The organism is Cohnella rhizoplanae (genome assembly GCF_948329515.1).
Lineage (GTDB): Bacteria > Bacillota > Bacilli > Paenibacillales > Paenibacillaceae > Cohnella > Cohnella rhizoplanae.
Map to the genome: position 1 here is coordinate 16,038 of NZ_CAOJCN010000018.1, position 25,556 is coordinate 41,593.

Annotated in this window: 26 protein-coding genes; all 26 read left to right on the forward strand. The window is 57.0% G+C overall.

Annotated elements, in window-relative coordinates:
- Positions 1–64: 64 nt before the first annotated feature.
- The gene (locus tag PQG80_RS21500; protein WP_271753644.1) at positions 65–649 is read left to right on the forward strand and encodes a TlpA family protein disulfide reductase; all 585 of its coding nucleotides are present in this window, start codon (positions 65–67) and stop codon (positions 647–649) included.
- Between the two features lie 30 nt (positions 650–679).
- Positions 680–2,044: a dicarboxylate/amino acid:cation symporter gene (locus PQG80_RS21505; protein ID WP_271753645.1), complete on the forward strand. Its 1,365-nt coding sequence runs from the start codon at positions 680–682 to the stop codon at positions 2,042–2,044.
- Between the two features lie 305 nt (positions 2,045–2,349).
- A complete protein-coding gene (locus PQG80_RS21510; protein ID WP_271753646.1) occupies positions 2,350–2,934 on the forward strand; it encodes a hypothetical protein in 585 nt (194 codons plus the stop codon).
- A gap of 173 nt (positions 2,935–3,107) precedes the next feature.
- Positions 3,108–5,453 (forward strand): helicase-related protein, encoded by a 2,346-nt coding sequence (locus PQG80_RS21515; protein ID WP_271753647.1) that lies wholly within the window; start codon positions 3,108–3,110, stop codon positions 5,451–5,453.
- 293 nt (positions 5,454–5,746) lie between these two features.
- Positions 5,747–6,229, forward strand: coding sequence for a ComF family protein (locus tag PQG80_RS21520; RefSeq protein ID WP_271753648.1), 483 nt, complete (start codon positions 5,747–5,749; stop codon positions 6,227–6,229).
- A gap of 75 nt (positions 6,230–6,304) precedes the next feature.
- Entirely contained in the window at positions 6,305–6,697 is a 393-nt protein-coding gene (locus PQG80_RS21525; protein ID WP_271753649.1) for a flagellar protein, read from the forward strand.
- Between the two features lie 80 nt (positions 6,698–6,777).
- Positions 6,778–7,053 (forward strand): flagellar biosynthesis anti-sigma factor FlgM, encoded by a 276-nt coding sequence (gene flgM / locus PQG80_RS21530; protein WP_271753650.1) that lies wholly within the window; start codon positions 6,778–6,780, stop codon positions 7,051–7,053.
- Positions 7,054–7,077: 24 nt separating this feature from the next.
- Positions 7,078–7,581 carry a flagellar protein FlgN gene (locus PQG80_RS21535; RefSeq protein ID WP_271753652.1) on the forward strand — a complete coding sequence of 168 codons (504 nt, stop codon included), beginning with the start codon at positions 7,078–7,080 and terminating at the stop codon, positions 7,579–7,581.
- A gap of 19 nt (positions 7,582–7,600) precedes the next feature.
- Positions 7,601–9,172 (forward strand): flagellar hook-associated protein FlgK, encoded by a 1,572-nt coding sequence (gene flgK / locus PQG80_RS21540; protein WP_271753653.1) that lies wholly within the window; start codon positions 7,601–7,603, stop codon positions 9,170–9,172.
- A gap of 19 nt (positions 9,173–9,191) precedes the next feature.
- Positions 9,192–10,112, forward strand: a complete 921-nt coding sequence (gene flgL, locus PQG80_RS21545) for a flagellar hook-associated protein FlgL (protein WP_271753654.1) — start codon at positions 9,192–9,194, stop codon at positions 10,110–10,112.
- Between the two features lie 17 nt (positions 10,113–10,129).
- Positions 10,130–10,711, forward strand: a complete 582-nt coding sequence (locus tag PQG80_RS21550) for a DUF6470 family protein (protein ID WP_271753655.1) — start codon at positions 10,130–10,132, stop codon at positions 10,709–10,711.
- Positions 10,712–10,865: 154 nt separating this feature from the next.
- Positions 10,866–11,330 (forward strand): flagellar assembly protein FliW, encoded by a 465-nt coding sequence (gene fliW / locus PQG80_RS21555; RefSeq protein ID WP_271753656.1) that lies wholly within the window; start codon positions 10,866–10,868, stop codon positions 11,328–11,330.
- A 4-nt stretch (positions 11,331–11,334) separates the two neighbouring features.
- Positions 11,335–11,586, forward strand: a complete 252-nt coding sequence (gene csrA / locus PQG80_RS21560; RefSeq protein WP_271753657.1) for a carbon storage regulator CsrA — start codon at positions 11,335–11,337, stop codon at positions 11,584–11,586.
- 151 nt (positions 11,587–11,737) lie between these two features.
- Positions 11,738–13,351, forward strand: coding sequence for a flagellin N-terminal helical domain-containing protein (locus tag PQG80_RS21565; protein WP_271753659.1), 1,614 nt, complete (start codon positions 11,738–11,740; stop codon positions 13,349–13,351).
- 116 nt (positions 13,352–13,467) lie between these two features.
- Complete coding sequence (locus PQG80_RS21570; protein WP_271753661.1) at positions 13,468–14,055, forward strand: DUF8042 domain-containing protein; 588 nt, start codon at positions 13,468–13,470, stop codon at positions 14,053–14,055.
- Complete coding sequence (locus tag PQG80_RS21575; protein ID WP_271753662.1) at positions 14,052–15,953, forward strand: motility associated factor glycosyltransferase family protein; 1,902 nt, start codon at positions 14,052–14,054, stop codon at positions 15,951–15,953. Before PQG80_RS21570 ends, PQG80_RS21575 begins: the two co-directional genes overlap by 4 nt.
- Positions 15,940–16,950: an NAD-dependent 4,6-dehydratase LegB gene (locus PQG80_RS21580; protein ID WP_271753663.1), complete on the forward strand. Its 1,011-nt coding sequence runs from the start codon at positions 15,940–15,942 to the stop codon at positions 16,948–16,950. Before PQG80_RS21575 ends, PQG80_RS21580 begins: the two co-directional genes overlap by 14 nt.
- Complete coding sequence (locus tag PQG80_RS21585) at positions 16,947–18,134, forward strand: LegC family aminotransferase (protein ID WP_271753770.1); 1,188 nt, start codon at positions 16,947–16,949, stop codon at positions 18,132–18,134. Before PQG80_RS21580 ends, PQG80_RS21585 begins: the two co-directional genes overlap by 4 nt.
- Complete coding sequence (gene neuC / locus PQG80_RS21590; RefSeq protein ID WP_271753664.1) at positions 18,124–19,290, forward strand: UDP-N-acetylglucosamine 2-epimerase; 1,167 nt, start codon at positions 18,124–18,126, stop codon at positions 19,288–19,290. The genes PQG80_RS21585 and neuC overlap by 11 nt, the downstream gene beginning before the upstream one ends.
- Entirely contained in the window at positions 19,287–20,375 is a 1,089-nt protein-coding gene (neuB, locus tag PQG80_RS21595; RefSeq protein WP_271753666.1) for an N-acetylneuraminate synthase, read from the forward strand. Before neuC ends, neuB begins: the two co-directional genes overlap by 4 nt.
- A complete protein-coding gene (locus PQG80_RS21600) occupies positions 20,368–21,009 on the forward strand; it encodes an acetyltransferase (RefSeq protein ID WP_271753668.1) in 642 nt (213 codons plus the stop codon). Before neuB ends, PQG80_RS21600 begins: the two co-directional genes overlap by 8 nt.
- Positions 21,006–22,055: a nucleotidyltransferase family protein gene (locus tag PQG80_RS21605; protein ID WP_271753670.1), complete on the forward strand. Its 1,050-nt coding sequence runs from the start codon at positions 21,006–21,008 to the stop codon at positions 22,053–22,055. Before PQG80_RS21600 ends, PQG80_RS21605 begins: the two co-directional genes overlap by 4 nt.
- A 19-nt stretch (positions 22,056–22,074) precedes the next feature.
- A complete protein-coding gene (locus tag PQG80_RS21610; protein ID WP_271753672.1) occupies positions 22,075–22,779 on the forward strand; it encodes an acylneuraminate cytidylyltransferase family protein in 705 nt (234 codons plus the stop codon).
- Positions 22,780–22,815: 36 nt separating this feature from the next.
- On the forward strand, positions 22,816–24,126 hold the full coding sequence (locus PQG80_RS21615) for an N-acetyl sugar amidotransferase (protein ID WP_271753673.1): 1,311 nt from the start codon (positions 22,816–22,818) through the stop codon (positions 24,124–24,126).
- Between the two features lie 14 nt (positions 24,127–24,140).
- Positions 24,141–24,899: an imidazole glycerol phosphate synthase subunit HisF gene (gene hisF / locus PQG80_RS21620; protein WP_271753675.1), complete on the forward strand. Its 759-nt coding sequence runs from the start codon at positions 24,141–24,143 to the stop codon at positions 24,897–24,899.
- Entirely contained in the window at positions 24,892–25,542 is a 651-nt protein-coding gene (gene hisH / locus PQG80_RS21625; RefSeq protein WP_271753676.1) for an imidazole glycerol phosphate synthase subunit HisH, read from the forward strand. Before hisF ends, hisH begins: the two co-directional genes overlap by 8 nt.
- Positions 25,543–25,556 lie beyond the last annotated feature (14 nt).

Consider the following 25,556-nt stretch of genomic DNA (forward strand, 5'->3'; position numbering starts at 1 on the left):
ATGGGCGGCCTATGGCCGTCCATTCAGCCCGTATGGATACGGGCGTACGAGGAGCAACTTTACGATGAAAAATAAATGGGTCGTTCTCGGCGCCGCGCTCGTCCTCTTCGCGGTCGCCCTGTATGTGTCCGGCAGCTACGGCGAAGGCGACGGCGGCGGCTACGCGCAGGTCCTGCAGGAGCGTCAGTCGCGCCTGAGCGGACAGGGTAGCGCGCAGCCGGCGGCAGCCGAGGGGCGGCTGGAGGCTGCGCCCGATTTTACCCTGAAGGACCTGGACGGGAACGCCGTGTCGCTGCGGGATCTGCGGGGCAAGGCCGTCTATCTGAACTTCTGGACCACCTGGTGTAAATGGTGCAAAAAAGAAATGCCCGCCATGAAGCAGGTATACCGGTCGTTCGAAGGCGGGGATCTGGCGATCGTGGCCGTCGATATCGGCGAGGACCGCGACAAGGTCGCTTCGTACATCGCCCAGGGCGGTTACCCTTTCCAAGTGCTGCTCGATTCGGACAAAAGCGTGTCCAAGGCCTACCGCGTGACCTCCATCCCCGTCTCCGTGTTCGTGGACAAGGAAGGACGCGTCGCATACCGGAAGCTCGGCACGATGAAGGAAGACGAGATGCGGTCGGTCATCCAATCGCTCGTCGAATGATCATAATCGGGAAGAGATGATATCAACCTTATGAACAGCGTAGACAACAATCTGCTCTCCGCCATCGAGACGAACTGGTACAGCTTCGTCGTCGCGATTTTCGTATTCTTCATTCTGTACTTCATGGCCAGAAAGCGCGTCGGCTTCGGTCTCCGCGTCATCACGGGCCTGGTGCTGGGCCTGCTCGCGGGCATCCTCCTGCAGAATCTGGACCTCGACACCAAGGCGATCACCACGTTCGGCAGCATCTACGTCAGCTTGATCAAGATGCTCGTCATCCCGCTCGTGTTCGTCCTGGTGCTCAACAGCATCGCGTCGCTCACGAGTCTCGAGTATTTGCGCAAGATCGGCTTCAAGACGTTCGCCTGGTTCCTCGGCACGACCGGCGTAGCCTCCATCATCGGCCTGCTGATCGCGCTGCTGTTCAACCCGGGCAAGGGGATCCAGCAGGCGGTGCCGGAAGGCTTCGAGGCGCGCGAGATTCCGACGTTCTCGCAGGTTATCCTGGATCTCGTCCCGTCCAATCCGGTGCTTGAAGCGGCCAACGGCAAAGTCGTGCCCGTGCTCATCTTCGCGCTGTTCATCGCGGTCGCCATCATCAAGGTCGGCTCGCGGAACGCGGAGGCCGTCCGTCCGGTGCGCGAGCTGATCGCTTCGCTGACGCAGGTGCTGCACCAGGTCGTCAAGTTCATCATCCGGCTGACGCCCTACGGCGTATTCGCGCTCATCGCGGGCATCACGGCCAAGTACGGCTGGGAAACGCTGCAGGAGCTCGGAAGCGTCATCGTCACTTCCTACGCGGCGCTGATCATTCATTTCGTGCTCGTATTCGGCGGTCTCGTGCTGCTCGTGGCGAGGGTGAATCCGCTTCGTTTCTTCCGCAAGATCTATCCGACGATAGCCGTCGCCTTCACCACGCGCAGCAGCTTCGCCGTGCTGCCCGTGAACCTGGAGGTCATCACCAAGCGCCTCCACGTGTCGGAGAGAATCGCGAGCTTCGTGGCGCCGCTCGGCGCATCGGTTAACTTTAACGGCTGCGGCGGCATCTGGCCCGCGATCGTGGCCGTATTTACGGCGCAGGTGTACGGCATCGACCTGACGGGGACGGACTACGTCGTGCTCGTACTGGTCAGCATCATCTCCTCGATCGGCGTGGCAGGCGTGCCGGGACCGGCTGTCATCTCCACCACGGTCGTGCTGACCGCGCTCGGCCTGCCGCTCGAAGGCATCGGCATCGTCGCCGGCGTCGAGGCGCTGATCGACATGGGCCGCACCGCCGTCAACGCGACCGGCACGACCGTCACCTCGCTGCTCGTGGCGAACGCCGAAGGGGAATTTGACCGCGAAGCGTTTAACCGCGACGAGGACGAGGATCTGGTGCTGAATCCGGCGTAAGGCGGATGATAGGGGAGTTAAGAGGGTTAAGAGGCTTAGGGAGCTAGGGAGTTAGGGAGTTAGGGGAGGGTCTTCGCGCGCTGCGCTTGCCGCAGGCGTGAGGGCTCTCTTTGCTTTTGTTCCGCTTTGTATCGGCGCGAATCAGCGGCCGCCGCCGCCCTTGGAGCGCGCGGTCGCGGACGACGGAACCGCCGAGCGCCGCGCGGCATATAGTGTCGCATAGCGGCGCGGCCTTTTCGGAAGAAACTGCTTCTTCCATGATAATGAAGACAGGGCCGCCGAGTTCACGCGAAGGAGGTGGCTCTATGATCGGATTGCTGCTGTGGATCGCCGGTTGCTACGCGATCGCCGCGGCTTGCGCCTTCCGGCTGCTGCGTCATCGGCGCAAGGATGTCGGCAAGCGGCATTATGTCATCGTGGCGGGCAATTACGAGGATCAGATCGAGTGGGTGATCCGCTCGCTCCGTTATCAAGGCAGCCTGTCGGGGACGGATATCGGCATCACGGTGCTGCTCGAGCCGGAGGCGGCGGACGGCACCGCGCAGATCGTGGAGAAGCTCGTGCGCACGGAGTCGGGCGTGAGCCTGATTCGCCAGCTGCCCGAGGCGGACGAGGACGCTGAGGCGGGTCGCAGGCGCTGGGAAGAGGCCAAGGCGGCGTACGCGGAGGCGTGGAACGGCCCGGATACGGTGTGGATGGAGCTTCCGCGGAGCGGGAGCGTTGACGAGGCGAGGCGCTTCGGTGACGGTAGCGGAGGCGGAGGCCACGGCGGCACCGGGCGGAGGGCCAGTCAGGATGCGGGCTCTGTTGGTCAAGCGGGTCCTAGTGCCGGTCGTGGGGACGACGAGGGGCGGGCGGAATTGACATCCGTTACCGATCGATTACAATAGAGGGAATTCGATGGATTGGGACACGAGTGAAGCACACTCGCTTACGGCGCGGCAGGCCGGAGCGATGTGCTTCTTTTGCGTTCTGGCGCATATAGCGCGGCGACACGATGTTGCGTGGATATGACCGTGATGGGCTTGGTTGCGGGATACAGGTTGTTAAAGGAGATGAGTCAGTGAGGGTGACGGTTTATGCGGTGCGGCTGGCGGCAGCAGGCTGGCAGGCCAGGTTTACAGTGGATTGGGAAACGGACAAGGCTTACTGGCTCGATCGAGAATATCGGGATGGGGTAGCGCAGGCATGGGGGAAAGCGGGCGACGAGAGGGCGGACCTCCAGGCTGGAGATGGGGATGGGGATCTAGCTAGAGGGAGGGGGGGATCAGCGAGCGTTAGCAGAGGCGGCGTCGGCGTCGGCGTCCATGAGATGGCGAGCATGATCGTCAAGCTGAAGCGGCAGCTTCCTTTGGGTGAGGCTGAGGCCGGGTGCGGGGTGATGCGGTCGGGGCTGGAAAGGAAGGGCGATGCGCGGAATATGGACGCCGATGCGGTAGAGCGCTTGCTGCTGCGCACGTTCGGCGAGACCGGGGCGTCTCGTTCAATGTCGGGTCTGCCGCATGTAGAAGCTCGCTTGTCGCTTAGCGGTGACGAGGGATGCGAGCGGTTGGAGCCTGCTGCGGCTGCGGAAGGGCGGCGGCCGAGTGCCGAAGCGCGGCTCCAGGCGATGCGCGTGCAGGCCATCGTGCCGCTGCTCCAGGGGCGTTCGCTGCTGCAGGCGGAAGCGGCGGCGATGCTTGCCGAGCATGCCCCTGGCCTTGCGCTGGGCGCGGGTCTGCCGGGCCTGCTGCAGCTGGGCGCGCTGCTGGGAGTGCTGCGGCTCGGCGCGGCGGTCGCCGCCGACGCGGCGCCGCGTGGCCGGCGACTGCGCTGCCGGCGATGCGGCAGCGGCGAGGCCGCGATGAGGCGCACGGCGTGCGCCTCCTGCGGGAGCGGCGCCTGCGCCGTCTGCGAGGCGTGCCTCGCGCTCGGCCGCAGCCGCGCATGCGGGCTGCTCGTGCGGGGGCCGGCACCGGCGGCATCGCCGCTGCGGCCGTCCGCGGTTGTCCTCACGCGGGCGCCTGCGACAGGTGGCATGCCGCGAGGGGCCCTCACGCGGCCGACTGCCGCAGGCAGCCTGCCACCCGCGGCGCCCGCCCGGCCGTCCGCAGCGGACATCTGCGCGCGCTGGGGCCTCAGCCCCGCGCAGCGGGCCGCATCGGAGCAGGCGGTGCGCTTCCTGCTGGCGGAGCACGAGCCGGGCATGGCCGACGCACCCGGCCGGGCAGCACTTCGCCTGACCGCCGTAACTGCCTGGCGCCCCTTTTTCCGCTTCATGAGCTTGTTCCATCGCCGTTCCGCGGACCCCTCATTCCCAGAGCCGCCGACGCTCGGAGACCCCTTGGCCGTACAACCCCGATCCTTTCTGCTATGGGCCGTTACCGGCGCCGGCAAGACCGAGATGATCTTCCCGCTTCTGGACGCGGTGCTGAGCGCTAGCGGACGGGCCTTGCTGGCGACGCCGCGCCGGGACGTGGTCCTCGAGCTGGCGCCGCGGCTGGCCAAGGCGTTCCCGGGCCGCGGCATCGCCGTGCTCTACGGCGGCAGCGGGGAGCGCTGGCAGCAGGCCGACCTCACGCTGGCCACTACGCATCAGCTGATGCGATTCGGCCAGGCGTTCGATCTCGTGCTGATCGACGAGCTCGACGCCTTTCCGTACCACGGCGACCCTATGCTTCATCACGCGGCTGCGGCAGCCCGGAAGCCGGACGGCGCGACCGTGCTGCTGAGCGCGACACCGCCTCCGGCGCTGCGCCGGGCGGTCCGCTTCGGACGCCTGCCCTGCGCCAAGGTGCCGGTTCGCTACCACCGGCATCCGCTGCCCGTGCCGCGGGTCATGATCATGCCTCCGCTGCATCGCTGGACCAATGGAGGCGTTGCCTCCGCGCGCGCCCACAAGCAAAGACCTGGCATTCGGCAGCGCCTGGCCGACAGGCAGGCTGCCGCTTTATACGCATGCATCGCTTCGTCGCTGGCGAGGGGCGCCCAAGTATTTGTCTTTGTCCCGTATATCAAACAGATCGATACGCTGGTCGCGCTGTTCCGCAGCCAAGCCCATGCCTGGGGCGTATCGCCGATGTCCATCGACGGCACCTCGTCCCAGGACGAAGGGCGCAGGGACAAAGTCACGGCCTTCAGAGAGCGCGGACTCCGTCTCCTGCTGACGACGACCATTCTCGAACGCGGCGTCACCGTGCCCCGCAGCGACGTCTATATTCTGGACGCGCACGCCAAGCTATTCGACGAGGCCGCGCTCGTCCAGATGGCGGGCCGCGCCGGGCGCTCCGCGGACGACCCGGCCGGCCGGGTGTTCTTCTGCGCCGCGCATCGGACCCGGTCCCTGACCGGCGCGATCCGGCAGGTGACCGCGATGAATCGACTGGCTCGCCGGGGCGGCTATCTGCTGGAGCGGGGTGCTGGGAGATGATTTCTGCTTTTATAGAGCGCATCTATCGGCTTTTTCAGCCCGATCTAGAACGCTGTCTGCGCTGCGGCAGAGAGGGGCGCGGCACCGCATCCGCCGTCTCTATCATGCCTCTTCGCCACCCCGAAGCGCGGGCCGCGATAGACTTGCTGTGCGCTGCCTGCAGAGCCCGGATACCTTGGATCCTGGCGATCTCGTGCCCGGTCTGTGGAAGGCCCGAGCGATGCGGCGATTGTCCGCGTCGCGAACGGCGGTATTTTGCGTCGAACCGATCGTCCGTCCGTTACGAAGGCGAGATGAAGGAACTGCTCGCATCCTTTAAATATCAAGGCGCGGAGCGGCTCGCGCCCGTGGTCGCCGCCATGCTGGCATCGGCTCTGGAGAGATTCCATACGGCACGCGGCCTGCGATTCGACCTCGTCACGGCCGTTCCGCTCTCGGACGCGCGTTTGGCGGAGCGAGGCTTCAACCAAGCGGAGCGGGTGGCCGCGATAGTGGCCGCTTGGCACGGGATACCTTATGCGAATTTACTCGTTCGTACGCGCGATTCCGAGAAGCAGAGCCGCAAAGGCCGCGGCGCCCGCATCAGGGACATGCAGGGACTGTTTCGCGCGGCGGACATTCCGGATCCCTTAAGATCCATTCAGACCGGGAAGATACGAATTCTCCTCATCGACGACATCTATACGACGGGCAGCACGATGAACGAGTGCGCGCACGCGCTGCTGCAGGCTTATTCCTCGGCCGAGATCCATGGACTCGCGTGGGCGAGGGCATGACCGCAGACGGTTACAACTCTTTCCTATTCGTGCTAGAATAACAATATCTACAAGTAGGATCGGGAGGGCTCTCAAGTGGCTTTAGCCAACTGTCCGCGCTGCGGCAAGCTGTTCAACCGTCAATTCCGCACCATCTGCGACGAGTGCCATGCAGGGATCGAGCAGGATTACGAGACTTGCTTCAAGTTTCTTAAGGACCATAAAGGCGTGACGATAAACGAGTTGTCCGAAGCGACGGGCGTTACGGTGCAGCAGATCACCAAGTTCATCCAGGAGGGCCGGATCTCCAAGGCGGTGGCGCCGAATCTGACCTATCCCTGCGAGATGTGCGGCGCGGCGATCCGCGACGGCAAGGTCTGCTTTAATTGCCAGAACAAGCTGAAGAGAGGGATCGCAGGTTCCCAGATCGGCCGGTCCGAGTCCGATACCCGCAACGGATTCAGGATACTCGACAGAGATGATCGGTAAAATGAACTATTCATATTTTTCGCCGGACGGCCGATAATAGAGTTAAATCTATTTTCGGTCGTTTTTTTGTGGCGGAAGGGGTGCTTAATTTGAAAATCAACGAGACTCAGCGCATAGCGAATATAAGAAACGTATACGGCAGTGCAGGCGATAACGCCGTCAACAACAAGACTGCAGCGAAGAAAAAGGATAACGTATCCATCTCGCCGGAGGCGCTTGAATTGCTCCAATCGCAGCAATTGAACGATGCCGACAAGACCAAGAAGATCGAGGAACTCAAGAGCGCCGTGTCTTCCGGCACCTACCATGTCGACGCCGGCAAGATCGCCGACAAGCTGCTGCCCTTTATCCTCTAAGACCGACATATGGGAGTGAGCGCATTGGAATCTGCCTTCGAGGCGATATTGGAGCCGCTGCACGGACTGGCCGATATCTACGGCCAGCTGATCGGCCTGAGCCGGGACAAGCGCGAGGCGGTGCTGGAGAACCGGGTCGACGTCGTCGCCGCCGTCACCAACAAGGAAGCCAGGCTGCTGCCGCAGGTGGCGGACTTGGAGGCCAAGCGCGCCGCGGCCGTGCAGAGCTACCTCGCGGGGCTCGGACTCGGAGGCGCGCGGAATATCCGCATGGAGCAGCTGATCCGGCTCATTCCCAGCGCGGAGGCCAAGCGTGCGCTCGAGTCCGTGACGGACCGGCTCTCGCAGGCGACGGACGAGCTCCGTCGGCTTAACGATTTTAACCAGCAGATGATGCGTACGCATCTGGAATATATCCACTATTCGATCGATGTCATTGCGGGCCCGAGCGAGGACGAGGCGACGTATCACCGTTCCCTGCAGGAGCAAGGGTTCTCGAGACCCAGCCAATTCGACACGCGCGCATAAGAAAGAGGTGAATTGACGAATGAGATCCACGTTCCACGGCCTGGAGACCGCGCGGCGCTCGCTGTTCACGCAGACGGCTGCGCTGTATACCACAGGCCACAACATCGCCAATGCCAATACGACCGGCTACTCCCGCCAGATCGTGAACATGACCGCCGCGCAGTCCATGGAGGCCTACGGGCTGATCCGGTCCACCGTGCCCGGACAGATGGGCTCCGGCGTCGAGTTTACGTCCATCACGCGGGTTCGCGAGAAGTTCCTAGACGACCAGTACCGCAACGAGAACAAGTCGTTCGGAGACTATTCCATCCGTCAGGATACGCTGGAGAAGCTGGAGACGATCGTCAACGAGCCCAGCGAGAGCGGCGTCCGCACGGTCATCGCCAACTTCTTCAACGCCTGGTCCGAGCTCAGCAAGTCGCCGGAGAACGCGGACGGACGCAAGATCGTGCGCGAGCAGGCGCTGGCGCTTACGGATGCGCTTAACCACACGGCCAAGCAGCTCAGCGACCTGAAGAACGACCTGACCGAGAACGTGGAGATCCGCGCCGGCGAGATCAACTCGAGACTGCAGGGGATCGCCCAGCTTAACCGCAGCATCGCGAAGATCGAAGGACTTGGAGACAGCGCCAACGACCTGCGCGACCAGCGCGACCAGCTGGCTGACGAGCTGTCCAAGATGGTCAACATCACCGTTACCGAGCAAGCGGACGGCTACAAGATCGATATGGGCGGGACCGAGCTCGTGGCCGGATTCAACGAGCCGGAGCCGGTTACGGGAGCGACGCTGACGGATGCCGTGGCGTCCGGCGACCTGAGCAGCGGCGAAGTCTACGGCATGATCCTGTCCCGGGATACGTACGTGCAAGGCTACATCAACGACCTGGACCGGCTGGCCAATACGCTCGCCAACGGCGATATCGAGGTCACGCTGCCCAAGGGCTCCGTCATTCCCGAGGGAACGACGCTGACGGGCACGGACGGATCGACCACGCTCTATTCGGGCTCCGTGGCCGGCCGTACGCTGGCGGACGACACCAAGGTCGTGCTTAAGGGCCTCAACGCGCTGCACCAACTCGGGTACAATACGTCGTCAACGCCGACCGGCCTGCCTTTTTTCACCAATGCGGACGGCAGCACCGCGACGATCACCGCGGGCTCGATCACGCTGAACAAGCAGATCGCGGACAATCCGACCAAGATCTCCGCCTCCATGCGGGTGAACGACGACGGCACGCTGATCGAGGGCAACAACTCGCTCTCCGTCCTGTTCTCCCAGGCGAGAGACATGCGATTTAACTTCGGCTCCGCGGGGGATCCGAATCTCAATACGGTCGATGCCTACTTCCGCTCGATCGCCGGCCAGCTCGGCGTGCAATCGGAGGAGGCCATCCGCCAGATGAACAACTCCAAGGGTCTCGTCGACCAGATCGACGGCCGCAGGCAGTCCGTCAGCGGCGTGTCGCTGGACGAAGAGATGTCGAATATGATCAAGTTCCAGCACGCTTACAATGCGGCTGCTCGGAATATGACGATGATCGACGAGATGCTCGACAAGGTGATTAACGGCATGGGCGTCGTCGGCAGATAACGGGATGAGGTGATTCGCAGTGGGAATTAGAGTTACGCAATCGATGATGAACACGCAGCTGCTCCGCAACGTCTCGGGCAATCTGGGGCGGATGAACGACCTGCAGAACCAGCTGTCGACAGGCCGCCGCATCAACAAGCCTTCGGACGATCCCGTAGGGCTGACGTTCTCCATGCGCTATCGCAGCGAGATCGATGCCAACGATCAATATGTGAAAAACACGGATTCCGCCACGTCCATGCTGGACTTCACGGATACGACGCTGGGTCAAGCCGGCGACGTGCTGCAGCGCCTGCGCGAGCTCTCCGTAAAGGGAGCTACCGGCGCCCAGCCGCAGGAAGCTTACGATGCCATCAACCTGGAGGTCAAGGAGCTCTACAACCAGTTGGTGGAGATCGGCAATAGCAAGTTTAACGGTAAATTCGTGTTCAACGGGGAACAGACGCAGACTGCGCCTTATCCGGGGACCAAGATCGACGACGCGAGCGGTACGATGGCCTTCGAGGTGTCCACGGACCAAGGCCAGACGCAATACGAGCTCGGGCCAGGCGTTACGCTGGGCGCGAATCTTACGGGCAGCGAGATTTTCGGCAATCCTACGGACAAGGACAATGTCTTCCTGGTGGTCAAGCAAGTCAGCGACGCGCTCAAAGACGGTAATTATAGCAAGGTGTCCGACTTGATCGGCAATATCGATACCCGCTTGGGCACGCTGCTCGAGAAGCGGGCCGAAGTCGGCGCTCGTACCAACCGTCTCGCGCTCGTGAGCGATCGATTGACGCAGACGGGCGTTAACCTCAAGAGCATCCAGTCCAAGACAGAGGACGCGGATATGGCGGAGGTCATCACGAACCTCAAGACCGAGGAGAATGTCTATCAGGCCTCTCTCTCGGCTGGCGCCAAGCTCATCTCGCCGAGCCTGGTCGACTTCTTGAAGTAAAGGACGGTGGCTGACGGATGAGAGGCATCGTACCTGCGCCGCAGATTCAGATCCAGCAGACGTACGCGCAGCTCGGCATCGACGCGGACATCGGCACGCAGCATATCGAGCAGCCGCGTCCGACGTTCGAGATGCAGCAGCCGCGTGCGCAATTGGAGATCGAGTCCCCTGAGGGGCGTCTGGAGATCGATTCATCCAAAGCTTGGGATGCGCTAGGCCTAGGCGGCCATCTGAACGTGATGAATAACATCTATTCCATGGCGCCCCAAGTCGCACTCCAGGGCCTGGCTCGCATTGTAGACGAAGGCAACCGGATGGCCGACCTGACCAACCCGGGGAACCCGTTCGCGGAATTTGCGCAGGACTGGCGCCGCACGTTCGAGGAATTCGACTTCCGCGGTCCGGCAGCCTACAACAACGTCAGCGTGACCTTTACACCGGGGGATCTCTCGATCCGTGCATCCGCCAGCCCCGTGGAGATTCATAGCGAGGTCAATCCGCCGATCCTGTCGTACGACAGGGGCAAGCTGGATCTGTATATGCAGCAATACAACAGCGTCAAGTTCACGCCGCCGCCGCTTGTCAGTCTGCAGGGTTGATGCCTGTGAGCACTGTGCCGGCAGGATCGGCGATATGCGCGGCGAAGTTCTAAACCATAGCCCTTAGTCCGGCGTCTAACGCCGAAAAGGCGTTATGGTTTTTCTTTTGCACGGATGCGTTTAAATGTATCTTTCTTAGATAGGAGTTGTACGAATGATTATTCAATCTTCCGTACTGGGAGAAGTTGAGATTGAGGCGGAAAAGGCGGTTAAGTTCACGCAAGGAATGCCCGGGTTCGAGGATACAACATCGTTTGTGTTGCTGCAGCCGGACCCGAGTCTGCCTTTTACCTACATGCAGTCGCTGGATCAAGCCGAGGTCGTTTTTCTGCTCGCCGATCCTTTCGTTTTCTCGCCTGAGTATGACCTGAGGTTGTCTGAAGACACGGTCGAGGAGCTCCAAATTAAAGGTGAACAGGACGTACAGGTGTGGTCAGTCGTCACGTTGCGGGAGAGCATCGAGACGGCCACGATGAATTTGCTGGCGCCGGTCGTCATCAACGTGCGCGAGAAGCTGGGCAGGCAGGTCGTGCTGACCAGTTCAAACTATTCTACAAGGCAGTTACTGTCGCCGGCAGCTTCGCGCGAGGAAACGAAATCTACTGGGGACGGAGCGTGAGACGATGCTGGTATTATCGCGAAAAAAGGGCGAATCTATCATAATCGGTCACGATATCGAGATCGTCGTCCTCGGGACCGAGGGAGAGACGGTGCGTCTCGGGATCAAGGCGCCGCGCAGCGTCGAAGTGAACCGCAAGGAGATCTATGATGCGATCCAGGAATCGAACCGCGAAGCGGTAAACGCTCAGGTACCGCTGGCAGATTTGCGCAAGTTGATGGGCGGCCAAAAGGCAGACAAGGAAAACGATCAATAATTTTCTATTTTTTTAATTTTGCTATTCACTAGGATTCGACCGCATTCGATATATAAGTTAGGAGTTGAAGGACGGGGCGGCCGACCCTGACTTCAACTAACTAATCCCCCACATGGACGTGGGAACCGAACCTTCAAGGAGGAAGAAATCAATGCGTATTAACCACAATATCGCAGCGCTCAACACGCACCGTCAACTGACGGGCAACACGGCTGCTGCCAGCAAGTCCCTGGAAAAGCTGTCTTCCGGTCTTCGTATCAACCGTGCAGGCGACGACGCTGCCGGCCTCGCGATCTCCGAAAAAATGCGCGCTCAAATCCGCGGCCTGGACATGGCTTCGAAGAACGCGCAAGACGGCATCTCCCTGATCCAAACGGCTGAAGGCGCTCTTAGCGAGACGCACTCCATCCTGCAACGTATGCGCGAACTGGCCGACCAATCGGCTAACGGCACCAACACTGGTGACGACCGCGCTGCGATCCAAGAAGAAGTGAAGCAACTGAAGGACGAAATCGACCGCATCGGCAACACCACCGAGTTCAACACGCAAAAGCTGCTGAACGGCGCGTTGAAGTCCGCAGGCGCGGTTAATGTTGCTGTCGACACGACGACGGGCGCTCAAGTTGCGAAGCTCACGGGCGGCAAGGTGACCGGTACCGATACCATGGATACATCTGCAATCGTAGACGCGGACTTCAAGTCCGAGACGGTTACGATCGATGGCAACGATATTACGGTTGACTGGGGTTCGCTGACGACGGATCAGAAGAACACGCTCAAATCGATCGGCTCCGATTCCACGTCTCGCAATAATGCTAAGGACCTTATCCTTCAAACGATTAACGATGCAATCGATAAGTCCGGCAAGAACACGGCTCACGTTACAGGGTATGTAGATTCCAACGGCAAGCTGGTTATTGAAAGTGGTTCTAAAGGAATCAATTCTACGATTTCTACGAATACGGGTGCTGTGCTTGATAGAGTGTTTGGTAGCGCAGTTACTGCATCTGACGGTCTCGCTACCTATAACGGCACTACTGTCGCTGCAAACACGAAAGCCGACCTCACAGTCGCCGGCATCCGGATGGAAGTCACGATTAGTGCTGTCATCTCGGCAGGCTCTACTGCAATGTCTGCTGCGGCTAACACGTTGCAAACTGCTATTAGCGCTGCAATCTCGGACTACAATACGCTTCAAGGCAAGACTTCCGGCGAAGATGGCTTCCTTACCAGCGTGAAAGTCAATGTCAGCTCGGATGGACGTTTTACCATCACGAACGAGAACGGACCGGTTACGCTTAAGGATAAAGTCGGCAACACGGCAATCAGCGATCTTGGACTTTCTAACGCCCAAACCGAAGCATCCGGCAACGGCGGCGTAACGTTCCAAATCGGCGCAAACCGCGGCCAGACGATCAGCTTCGGCATTAGCGATATGCGGACAGCGGCTCTGGGCCTTTCGGCGGTAGACGTTACTACTGCTACTAGCGCTTCGCAAGCGCTGGACAGCCTGGATAGCGCCATCAAGAACGTTTCCTCGCAGCGTTCCAAGATGGGTGCCGTTCAAAACCGTCTTGAGCATACGATCAACAACTTGCAGACTGCTTCCGAGAACCTGACGGCTGCCGAGTCCCGTATCCGCGACGTCGACATGGCGAAGGAAATGATGGACTTCACGAAGTCCAACATCCTCTCGCAAGCGGCGCAAGCGATGCTGGCCCAAGCGAACCAACAACCGCAAGGCGTTCTGCAACTGCTGCGTTAAGCGTACTCCTTTTAAAGAACCGTCGATTCGACGGTTCTTTTTTCATTTTATTGCCATTTATAATTATGTCGAATCTGCCGATAATAGGGACATACCCTAGGTAGAGGTGTGAGTGTATGAATTTTAAATTCAGAGATCAAAGTCACTATTTTGAGCCGACGCAACAAACGAATGCGGAAGTTATTCGTCAAGTCCAACAAATTGCTTTGAATAATCAACTTGATATTCATCATATTCTTGTCGATTCCATGCCGTATTATGGAGATTTGAGAGAAGCCCTTGAACAAGCCGGTCCTTCCAGCGAAGTTCGTGTAGTAGAGCGTGGTTCCTCGGAGTGGCTGGATGATCTTCTCCAAAGCGCATCGCATTATTTGTCCGCAGCGCTGGAACAGTTGCCGGCCATAGCGGCATCCTTCCAGCAGGGAGAAGAAGCGATTCAATGGGGATTATTTAAAGAATTAATAGAGGGAATCGGTTGGCTCGAAGAGGTTTCGTCACTTATTATTAATAGTTCTTTTCAAAAGGCAAGCGCTTCTTTTGCCGGACAAAGCGTCGAATTAAACCGTGTCATTAAAGAACTGCTCGCTTCTATAGAAGATCATGATCGTACATTAACCGGCGACATTATCAATTACGAGCTTGCTGAGCTGTACCAACAGTTGCGAGATAACATCGCTACATTGCAAACCGAGGGGATCCAATGAAATCTAAAAATTTTGAGTGGCTGCAATCCAGATTTCAGAGTGTTATGGGTCTATTAGAGCGTAAGCAAGAGCAATTTGAAAGCATGAACTATACAATAGTAACTGCACGCTCGGGTGACTCAACGATCATGTCGGAGGATGAGGACGGTAAAAAAGTATATTGGCATAGTCAATATAATCCTGTGCAAGAAGCCAACAACTTTGTAAGCCAGTTCAATCATATTGAGGAAAATACGCATATTTTGTTTTATGGCTGTGGGATGGGGTATCATGTAGAAGCATTCGCGGAGAAGTTTCCGAATTTAAAAATATCTTTGTATGAGACGGAAGCGCCCTTGTTCTTCTATTGGATGAGGGAACGGGTAATCAATAACCGCTTGACAAACAGTGTTCAAAATATATGCCTGGAAACAGATCCGGCACAAATGGACTTCTATTTGGATTATTTGCTTCAATTTACGACTGGTCAGACCATGCTGGTCATAAATCCCGTGTATGAGCGCTTAGTTGCCGAGAAAGTTAAAAGATTTACCGCAAGATTTAGAGAGCATCTGCATCATCGCCGTTATAATTTGCAAGCGAATCAAGCGTTCCAACAGTACTGGGTATTTAACAGTGCTTTAAACTTTCACTATACGTTCCGTACGCCAGGCTTTCTGCAATTCAAAGATGTATTGAAGGGCAAGCCTGTGTTAATTGTCTCTGCAGGCCCCTCTCTACAAGATGAAATTGAAAATTTGGCGCTCATTCGCCGACAAAATTCGGCTTATATATTTGCGGTCGGCTCTGCAAACAAAGTTTTATTGGCGAATCAGATCATGCCGCATGCCGTGTTTGCATATGACGCGAGCGATCTGCAAACGACTGTTTTTCAAGAGATTATTGAAAATAAGTATGATCAAATTCCGCTTGTATATGGTACTTATGTAGGGGCCAGACTGCTGGACGAGTATCCTGGGGCCAAGATGCACTTCGTAATGTCTCACGATACGGTAACCTTAGATCTACTCAAGCATGAGGATTTAAAACAAAACGATCAGATCGCAAGGGTGTCTCCTTCGATCGCCGGCGTTACTCTAGATCTGTTGTGCAAGCTTGAGTGTGAGATTTATTTTGTGGGACAAAACTTGGCCTCGAGAAGCGATAAATATTATGCTGAGGGGATTAGCTACGATAACCGTTCGGAAGAAGTTACGGAAGAGGATCAACAAAGGGCGGTCATTGTAAAGGACGTTTTCGGCAATGATATTCAAACCTTTGAAGAACTTGATTTGATGCGGCAAAGCATTGAATCTATTCGTAGGAATTATCCAGATGTGCGCGTGCATAACACGACCAATGGCGGTGCAGCCATTGACCAGGTACCATATATTCCTTTGGCTGAAGTAATGACGCAATTCAATGAGTTTACCGCAGACGATGATTGGTATAAGGCGCATCAGTCAAACATGTACAACCGATCGGAAATCGTTAATCATATTGGAAAGCTTAAGGCTAGTTATGACATGCTAAAGACGGATCTGGACCAAGTAACGGATCTATTAAAGAAGATTCATCTTAACAAAGAACAGCGTAAAGCAAACAAGTTATACGGCTTCTTCCCTAAGCTGGATGCCGCAATTAAAAAAATATTAAACAACGAAACATACAAAATAATGATACAACCTATGAATATAACCGGTCACGACTTGCTTCTTCAAAAAATAAACAATATCAAGTTTGAGACCAATGTATTCGAGAAGGCCTCCCAAATTGTACAAAGCTTCGGGACCTATATCTATGAATGTCAAAAAGCTTATAGCCAAACCTACGGTTTAATGCTTCGTCTCCTTGATGTTAAGGCAGCGGAGCAAGCGCAATCCATGGAGCAGGAGACAGTCGGCCATGAATCTATCTGAAAAGTTCATACTCGTTACCGGTGCCGACGGCTTCATCGGCTCGCATTTGACCGAGACACTGCTCAAGCAAGGATACAAGGTTCGTGCCTTTGTTCTCTACAACTCCTTTAACTCCTGGGGTTGGCTAGATACACTGGAGCCGGAGCTCAAGAGCAGGCTCGAGGTATTCTCCGGAGACATTCGCGATCCAAACGGCGTACGGAAGGCCTTGGAGGGCATCCAGGTTATCTTCCACCTGGCGGCACTCATCGCGATTCCTTACTCGTATCATTCGCCGGACACTTACGTGGACACGAATATCAAGGGTACGCTGAACTTGCTGCAAGCGGCCCGGGATGCAGGAGTCGAGAAGTTCGTGCACACATCTACGAGCGAGGTTTATGGGACGGCACGGTTCGTCCCGATTACGGAGGAGCATCCGCTTCAGGGGCAATCTCCATACTCGGCGAGCAAGATCGGTGCGGACCAGATGGCGATGTCGTTCTACTCCTCGTTTGGTACGCCCGTGTCGATTATCCGTCCATTCAACACGTACGGCCCTCGTCAGTCCGCTCGCGCGATCATTCCGACCGTTATTACGCAGATTGCAAGCGGGAAGCGTGAGATCAAGCTGGGCGCCCTGCATCCGACGCGGGACTTTAACTATGTAGCGGACACGGTGAGAGGTTTTATTGCGGTGGCGGAATCGGAGCAATCGGTCGGCGAGGTCATCAATATCGGCAGCAACTATGAAGTGAGCATGGGCGACACGGTATCGCTCATCGCACGAATCATGGAGGCAGATATCGAGATCGTGACGGACGAAGCCAGGCTCCGGCCGGAGAAGAGCGAAGTCGAGCGGCTCTGGGCGGACAATGCCAAGGCTGAGAGACTTACAGGCTGGAAGCCGCAATACGGTGGACTCGAGGGGCTGGAGAGGGGGCTAAGGGAGACGGTCGCGTGGTTTTCCAAGCGAGAAAACCTGGCAAGCTACAAGGCCGACTTCTACAATATATGATCGAGAAAAACCAACTATTAGACCAAACGATTGCCTTGTTAAGGGACTGTCTGCCTGCGGACAGTTCCTTCATTGGTTTACACGAGCCTCTATTCGAAGGCCGCGAATGGGAGTATGTGCGGGATTGTCTGGACACGGGATGGGTATCGACAGCCGGTCAGTACGTGGGGAAGTTCGAGTCTGCCCTGCAAGAATATACGGGTGCCCGCAGGGCGATCGCGGTCGTGAACGGTACGGCTGCGCTTCATGTCTGCTTGCTGCTGGCCGGCGTAGAGGCCGGCGAAGAAGTTCTGATGCCTTCGCTGACCTTCGTAGCCACGGCCAATGCAGTCCGGTACTGCGGAGCCGTGCCGCACTTCGTGGAGATTGAGAACATCTCGCTGGGCGTAGATGCCGCCAAGCTCTCCAATTATTTAGAAACGATTGCGGAGTTGAAGGACGACGGTCTCTTCAACAGATTGACCGGCAGGCGCATTCGCGCATTGGTGCCGATGCATGTATTCGGACATCCTGCCGATCTCGATGCATTGGCTGACGTGGCCGACCGATATAAGTTAGTTTTGATCGAAGACGCTGCCGAGTCGTTGGGGAGCTTTTATAAGGGGAAGCACACGGGCACGACTGGCAAGTTATCCGCGTTAAGCTTTAACGGCAATAAAATCATCACCACTGGCGGCGGCGGTGCCATATTAACCGACGACGACGCGCTGGCGGATCGGGCCAAGCACCTGACGACGACGGCCAAGCTGCCGCATCGTTGGGCGTTTGTGCACGACGAGGCCGGGTACAACTACAGGATGCCCAATCTCAACGCCGCGCTTGGTTGTGCACAGTTGGAGCGACTGTCTTCCTACGTAGAAAGAAAACGCCGTTTAGCGAAGCATTACGAAGAGCGATTCCGAGATCATCCACACATGTCCTTTATCGCAGAACCTTCCTATGCCCAAAGTAATTATTGGCTTAATGCCATCATCTTGAGCCAGGAAGCCGCGGTATATCGGGACGATCTGCTAGAAGCGACTAATGATGCCGGCATCATGACGCGTCCGATCTGGACACCGATGCATCTGCTGCCTCCCTATCAAGACTGTCCGGCGATGGATCTTGGAGTCACGGAGGATTATTATGGCAGGGTGATCAATATTCCGAGCAGCGTGAAGTTAGGTGAGACGCATGAAGAGTAAGCGTAAAATAGGCGTTGTTACAGGAACGCGAGCGGATTATGGGATCCTATATTGCCTGCTGAAAGAGATGGCGGCAGATGACCAATTTGAGCTGCAGTTGATGGTCACGGGCATGCATCTCTCTTCGGAATTCGGGCTCACCTATCGTCAAATTGAAGAGGACGGATTTCGCATCGATGCGAAGGTCGAAATGTTATTGTCGAGCGATAGTCCTGCCGGCATCGCCAAGTCGATGGGGCTGGGCATGATCGGCTTCGGGGATGCCTTGGCCACCTTGAAACCCGATCTCCTGGTCGTTCTCGGGGATCGCTACGAGATGTTCGCGGCTGCCCAAGCGGCGATGGTTGCAGGTATTCCGCTCGCGCATATCGCGGGCGGAGATACGACGGAAGGCGCCTACGACGAAGCGATCCGGCATAGCTTGACCAAGATGGCGCACCTCCACTTCGTGACGAACGAAGTCGCAGCAAGGCGAGTGAGACAGATGGGCGAAGATCCTAAACATGTCTACAATGTCGGAAGTCCAGGCATTGATTATATTAAGCGTATGCGCTTGCTGACTCGGCAGGAGATCGAGGAACAGCTCGGCTTCAAGCTGCGTCAGCGCAATCTATTGATAACGTTCCATCCTGTCACATTGGAGTCGGATAGCGCGGGCCGACAGCTCGAAGCGCTTTTTGAAGCATGCGAGCGGCTCGGTCCGGATGTCGGACTGATTTTTACCAAGGCGAATGCGGACAACGACGGGCGAATGATCAACGAAGCCCTCGAACGGTTTGCGCAAGACAAGCCGTCTGCGGCCGTCTATGCTTCGTTGGGTCAGCAGAGATACCTGAGCGTCATGGCGATCGCATCGGCCGTGGTGGGCAATTCGTCCAGCGGTCTATATGAAGCGCCATCCTTTGGCGTGCCGACGGTCAATATCGGCGATCGGCAGCGAGGCCGTCTGCAAGCCTCCTCGGTTCTGTCCTGTCCACCCGAAGCAGATGCAATCGAGCGGGCGATCAGAGACGCATTTACACGGGATTGCAGCGATGCGGTCAACCCGTATGGGGACGGGCATGCAGCTGCAAGAATTCATCGCGTCATCGGCGAGTTCGGAGAATATCGTTCGCTGCTCAAAAAGACGTTCCGGGACATGGGGGAAACGAAATGACGAAGGAAAATCAAGCCTACATCATCGCGGAAGCGGGGGTTAATCATAACGGGTCGCTCGAGCTCGCGATGGACCTGATTCGTGCGGCAGCTGATGCCGGCGCTGATGCCGTCAAGTTCCAGACGTTCAAGGCGGACCTGCTGGTCACGCGCACGGCGGATCGAGCCGCCTATCAGGACCGCAATACGGGAGACGCGGACACGCAGTATGAAATGATCCGGAAGCTCGAGCTGAGCGAAGCGGATCATCTGTCCTTAAAGGCGGAATGCGCGGTGCGCGGCATCGCCTTTCTATCGTCTCCCTTTGACCTTGCAAGTCTGCGTTTGCTGGTAGAAGACGTCGGGGTCGACCGGCTCAAGATTCCTTCCGGGGAAATTACGAATGCCCCCCTGCTATTAAACGCTGCCAGGAGCGGGCTGCCCATCATTCTATCCAGCGGCGTGTGTACGATGGCTGATATCGAATCGGCACTGGCATGGATCGCCTTCGGATACCGGAATGAGGACGGCATACCGACGGAAGGCGCGGTTATGGAGGCTTACGCCTCTCCTGAAGGCCAACGGCTGCTTCGCGAGAAGGTGACGCTGCTGCATTGTACGACGGAATACCCCGCCCCTTTTGACGAGGTGAATCTACGCGTTATGGACACGTTTGCTACAGCGTTCGGTTTATCCGTCGGATACTCGGATCATACGCAGGGGATCGCGATCCCGATCGCTGCGGTGGCGAGGGGAGCGACGGTCATCGAAAAGCATTTTACGCTGAGTCGTGGTTTGCCGGGACCGGATCACCAAGCATCATTGGAGCCGAATGAGCTTCAAGCGATGGTCGCTGCCATCCGGCAAGTAGAGCAAGCTCTAGGTTCTGCGGTGAAGAAGCCTTCACGTTCGGAGAGCCTCAACCGCAACGTCATTCGTAAAAGCCTGGTTGCGGCGACCGACATCCGAAAGGGAGAAAGGTTTACGGTCGACAATATCGGAATTAAGCGCCCAGGAGGCGGTCTGGCGCCAAATAGATACTGGGATCTGCTCGGACGTAAAGCGCTTCGCGATTATGCTGCGGACGAGGGTTTATTCGATGAATAAGCCGGTCGTCGTGCTTGGCGGCGGGGGGCATGCCAAGGTCGTAGCGGAGACGCTTCGGCTGCAGGGTGCGAAAATTGTCGGAATGACAGCGCCGACTTCGACAGACATCGCGGCCAGCTTGCAAATTTATCCATGGCTTGGCAACGATGCAGCTATTCAGCAGAACTATTCGACAGCCGATATAATACTCATCAACGGCATCGGTCAGGTCCCGCAATCCCGGCTTAGATGCCGGTTATACGTCGATTTTAAACAAAAAGGCTATACGTTTAGATCGGTAATCCATCCCTCGGCGATTCTGGCATCCGACATTCTGCTGGGCGAGGGCGCGCAGTTGATGGCCGGCTGTATCGTCCAGCCCTCAGCCGAGATCGGCGACAATACGTTGCTGAACACCCGGTGCTCGGTCGATCACGACTGTCGAATCGGCAGTCATGTGCACATCGCGCCGGGAGCCGTGCTTGCGGGCGGCGTAATCGTAGAAGAAGAGGCATTCATCGGCGCAGGCGCCATCGTCATCGAAGGCCGCAGGATCGGGAAAGGGGCCGTCATCGGGGCGGGCGCGGTCGTCGTTCGCGACGTTCCGGCGGGCGCCCGGTATGCAGGAGTACCAGCGAAGGAGATGCATCCATGACCGACTGGCAGAGTACGATAGTTCCGATGGACATGACGATCGAGCAAGCGGTGAAGACGATCGATTCCAGCTCCATGCAGATCGCGCTCGTTACCGACGAGGCCGGCAGGCTGGTCGGTACGATAACCGACGGCGATATCCGGCGAGGCATTCTGAGAGGCATTGGCTTGCAGGAGCCGGTCGTTCTGATTATGAACGCCAATCCTACGATTTTGCCGGAGCAGACCGAAGCGGGCGTGATCCTGTCTCTGATGCGCATCAAGCAAATCCGGCATATTCCGCTTGTCGATCATGAGGGTCGTTTGACCGATCTCAAGTGCTTTGATGATCTGGTGCGGCCTGCACGCAAAGACAACTGGGTCGTCATTATGGCAGGAGGGCTGGGCACTCGGCTTAGCCCGTTGACGGATTCCACGCCTAAGCCCCTGCTCCATGTAGGCGGCAAGCCTTTGCTGGAGACGATTCTGGAGAATTTCATCGCGAGCGGGTTCGTCAATTTTTACTTATCCGTTAATTATAAATCGGAGATGGTCGAAAGCTACTTCCAGGACGGATCCAGATGGGGCGTACAGATTCGCTATATTCGCGAGAACCAACGTATGGGCACGGCGGGAGCCTTGAGTCTTCTGGAAGAGCTGCCGACGGAGCCGCTGCTCGTCATGAACGGCGATTTGCTGACGAAGGTCAGCTTCAATCAACTGCTCGAGTTTCACCAATCGCATAAAGCGCTGGCTACCATGTGCGTGCGAAACTATGAATATCAGGTTCCCTACGGCGTCGTCAACGTGGACAAGCACCATCTTGTGGGATTAGTCGAAAAGCCGAAGCAGCACTATTTCGTGAATGCAGGCATTTACGTGCTGAACCCGGAGGTGATCCGGCAGATTCCCAGAGACATCTTCTACGATATGACGACGCTTTTTGAAGCGCTGATGGCTGACAAGCAGGAGACGTGCGTATTTCCGTTGCGCGAGTATTGGCTGGATATCGGGCGGATGGACGATTATGAGCGGGCGAATGGCGAGTACGCGGAGATTTTCGCTTGATAAAAACGAGGTGGTCAGAATGAAACGTCTATGCTCCATTTGTGCGAGGGGCGGCTCTAAGGGTGTCCCAAACAAAAATATAAGATTGCTTAACGGGCGTCCGCTCATTTCTTATAGTATAGAACACGCAAAGGAGACTGGGCTTTTTGAAGCCATCGCGGTAAGCAGCGATTCGGAAGAAATCCTAGAAGTGGCTAGAGCTTCCGGAGCTGACATTCTGGTAAAGCGACCGCCCGAGATGGCTAGCGATCAGGCGCCGAAGGTTCCAGCGATCCGTCACTGCTTTACCGAAGCGGAGAACATGCTGGGGATCGTTTTCGATACGTCGGTTGACCTTGATGCAACGTCGCCGCTCCGCCATGCAAGCGACATCGTCCGAGCTGTGCGTCTGCTTGAAGACACCGGCGTCTCGAATGTAATCACGGGCATGCCGGCTCGCCGATCTCCTTATTTTAACTTGGTCGAGATCAATGAGCGCGGCGTTGCCGAATTATCGAAGCGCTTGCCCGCTCCCGTCGTGCGAAGGCAGGACAGCCCGCTCTGCTATGATATGAACGGCTCGATTTATGTCTGGACGCGTTCTGCGCTTTTGGAGAATGATACGCTTTTTCTGTCGGATACTCGACTCTACGAGATGCCGGAGGAGCGCTCCATCGACATCGACCATGAACTAGAATGGGAATGGGTTTCTTTTCTCATGAATAAAAGATCCGAGTCTCAATAAAAATCGATTTTAATTAATAAATGAGGTGCTTCGTTAATGTCCCGTTTCCCGGCCCAAAGAACGATTAGCGATTTTGAACAGGCGGACGACCAAGCGGAAATCAAGTACGGTCTTCCGCGCGAGATCAAGTTCTGCAAACGCTGCGTTATATCGAACCAGCGTCCCAATTCGGCGGTCGAGTATGCGCATACGAAAGAGAGCAAAAAAGCGACGATCCATTTCGACGAAGACGGCATCTGCGACGCTTGCCGCCTCGCCGAGCAAAAGCAAAAGACTATCGATTGGGACGCTCGCGAAAAAGAGCTTCGCGAGCTCTGCGACCGTTATCGCAAAAACGACGGCTCTTATGACTGCCTCGTGCCCGGTTCGGGCGGCAAGGACAGCTTCTATGCGGCGCATATTCTCCGTACTAAGTACAACATGCACCCGTTGACCGTAACTTGGGCGCCTCATGTGTACACCGAATGGGGCTGGCGCAATTTCCAATCCTGGATTCATGCCGGCTTCGACAATTACCTGTGCACGCCGAACGGCAAGATTCACAGACTGTTGACGAGATTGGCGGTAGAGAACCTGTTCCATCCGTTCCAGCCGTTTATTTTCGGGCAGAAGGCGCTCGCTCCGAAAATGGCTCTGCTGCATAATATCCAACTGGTCTTCTACGGTGAGAACGAGGCGGAGTATGGCAATCCGATCGGCGATACGACTTCCGCCAAGCGCGACTGGTCTTACTTTACCGCATCCGACAAGTCCAAGATCTTTCTTGGGGGGACGTCGCTGGCCGAGCTCAAAGAGGATTACGGCGTCGAGGATTACGAATTGAATCCTTACCTGCCGGCCAACCCGGACGAGATCGACAAAAAAGAAGTTAACGTTCACTATCTCGGATATTATCTCAAATGGCATCCCCAAAGCTGCTACTACTACTCCGTGGAGCACGGCGGATTCGAAGCCTCGCCGGAGCGGACGCCTGGAACATACAGCAAGTACAACAGCATCGACGACCGGATCGACGATTTCCATTACTACACGACCTTCATCAAGTTCGGCATCGGCCGTGCGACCTACGACGCCGCGCAGGAGATCCGCTCGGGCGACATTACGCGCGAAGAGGGCGTGGCGCTGGTCAAGCGCTTCGACGGCGAGTTTCCGGATCGTTTTGCAGACGAGATCTTTGCTTATCTCAGCATGAACGAGAAGCAGTTCCCGGAAGCGTCCCGTATGTTCGAGCAACCGATCATGGACCGCGATTACTTCATGAACCTGGCCGACCATTTCCGCTCGCCGCATCTGTGGCGCCGGGAAGACGGCGCTTGGAAACTCAAAAAAACCGTCTGGGAAGCATAGAGGAGCGGATCGAGATGAATGTCCGATTAATCGCCAGACTCGACATCAAGGGCCCTAACCTGATCAAGGGCATTCATCTGGAAGGTCTACGGGTCGTCGGGGATCCTCAGCAGTTCGCCAGAAAGTACTACGAAGGCGGGATCGACGAGCTGATCTATATGGACACCGTCGCCAGTCTCTACGGGCGCAACAACCTTTCTGAAATTGTAAAATATACGGCGGAGAACGTATTTATACCGCTTACGGTAGGCGGCGGCATACGGAGTGCGGACGACGTAACCCATATGCTCAGAATGGGAGCGGACAAGGTGGCGATAAATACCGCTGCGGTCAATCGACCCGAACTGATCCGCGAGGTGTCCCAAAAATTTGGATCCCAATGCATGGTCTTATCCATTGAAGCCAAGCGTGTCGGTCCCGACCGATGGGAGGTCTATACGGACAACGGGCGCGAGAAAACGGGGCTCGACGTCGTTGAATGGGCGATCAAGGGACAGGAGCTGGGAGCCGGAGAAATCCTGCTGACTTCCGTAGACCAAGAAGGAACGCGAAAAGGATATGATAATCGGCTCGTGCGCGCGGTTAGCGAGGCAGTGTCGATCCCGGTCATCGCCAGCGGAGGATTGGGCGAACCCGCGCATCTCTCCGATGTCATCCGGCAAGGCAAGGCGGATGCGGTAGCCGTCGCGGATGCGCTGCATTACGATCGCTTGAGCATCGAACGGTTGAGGCAGGCCGTGGATGAAACGGCAATGGCGGTGAAGCATGTCTAGCGCGATAACCTTAATCGATTACGGCATCGGCAATCTGCTCAGCGTGTCCAGAGCGCTGGAGCATTGCGGCGCGGATGTAGAACTTGCGCAAACGGCGGAGCAGATCGAGGCTGCAGATAAGCTTGTACTGCCTGGCGTCGGCGCGTTTGCCGACGGGATGAACGGCCTGCGCGAGCGCGGTCTCGTCGATGCGATACGCAAGCACGCGGAGCAGGACAAGCCGCTGTTAGGAATCTGTCTGGGCATGCAGATGCTGCTTGGAACGAGCGAGGAGTTCGGCCAGCATGAAGGGCTGGGCATCATTCCTGGCAGAGTATGCGCTATCCCAGGCACGACAGACGCAGGGCAGCCTCACAAGATCCCGCATATCGGATGGACGGAGCTGCGGCGGCCGCAACCGGACACAGAGTGGAATGGAACGGTTCTGGAGGGCATACCTGCGGATAGCCGGACCTATTTTGTCCATTCCTATACGGCAATTCCCGATGATCCGAAGCATCGCCTCTCGGATGCCGGCTATAACGGTCGCACGATCGCTGCGGTTATTCGCAAAGGCTCCGTATACGGAACGCAATTTCACCCGGAGAAAAGCAGAAATGTGGGATTGCAAATCTTATCCAACTTTATTGGTTTAAAACGGTAAAATTCTCTCAATTG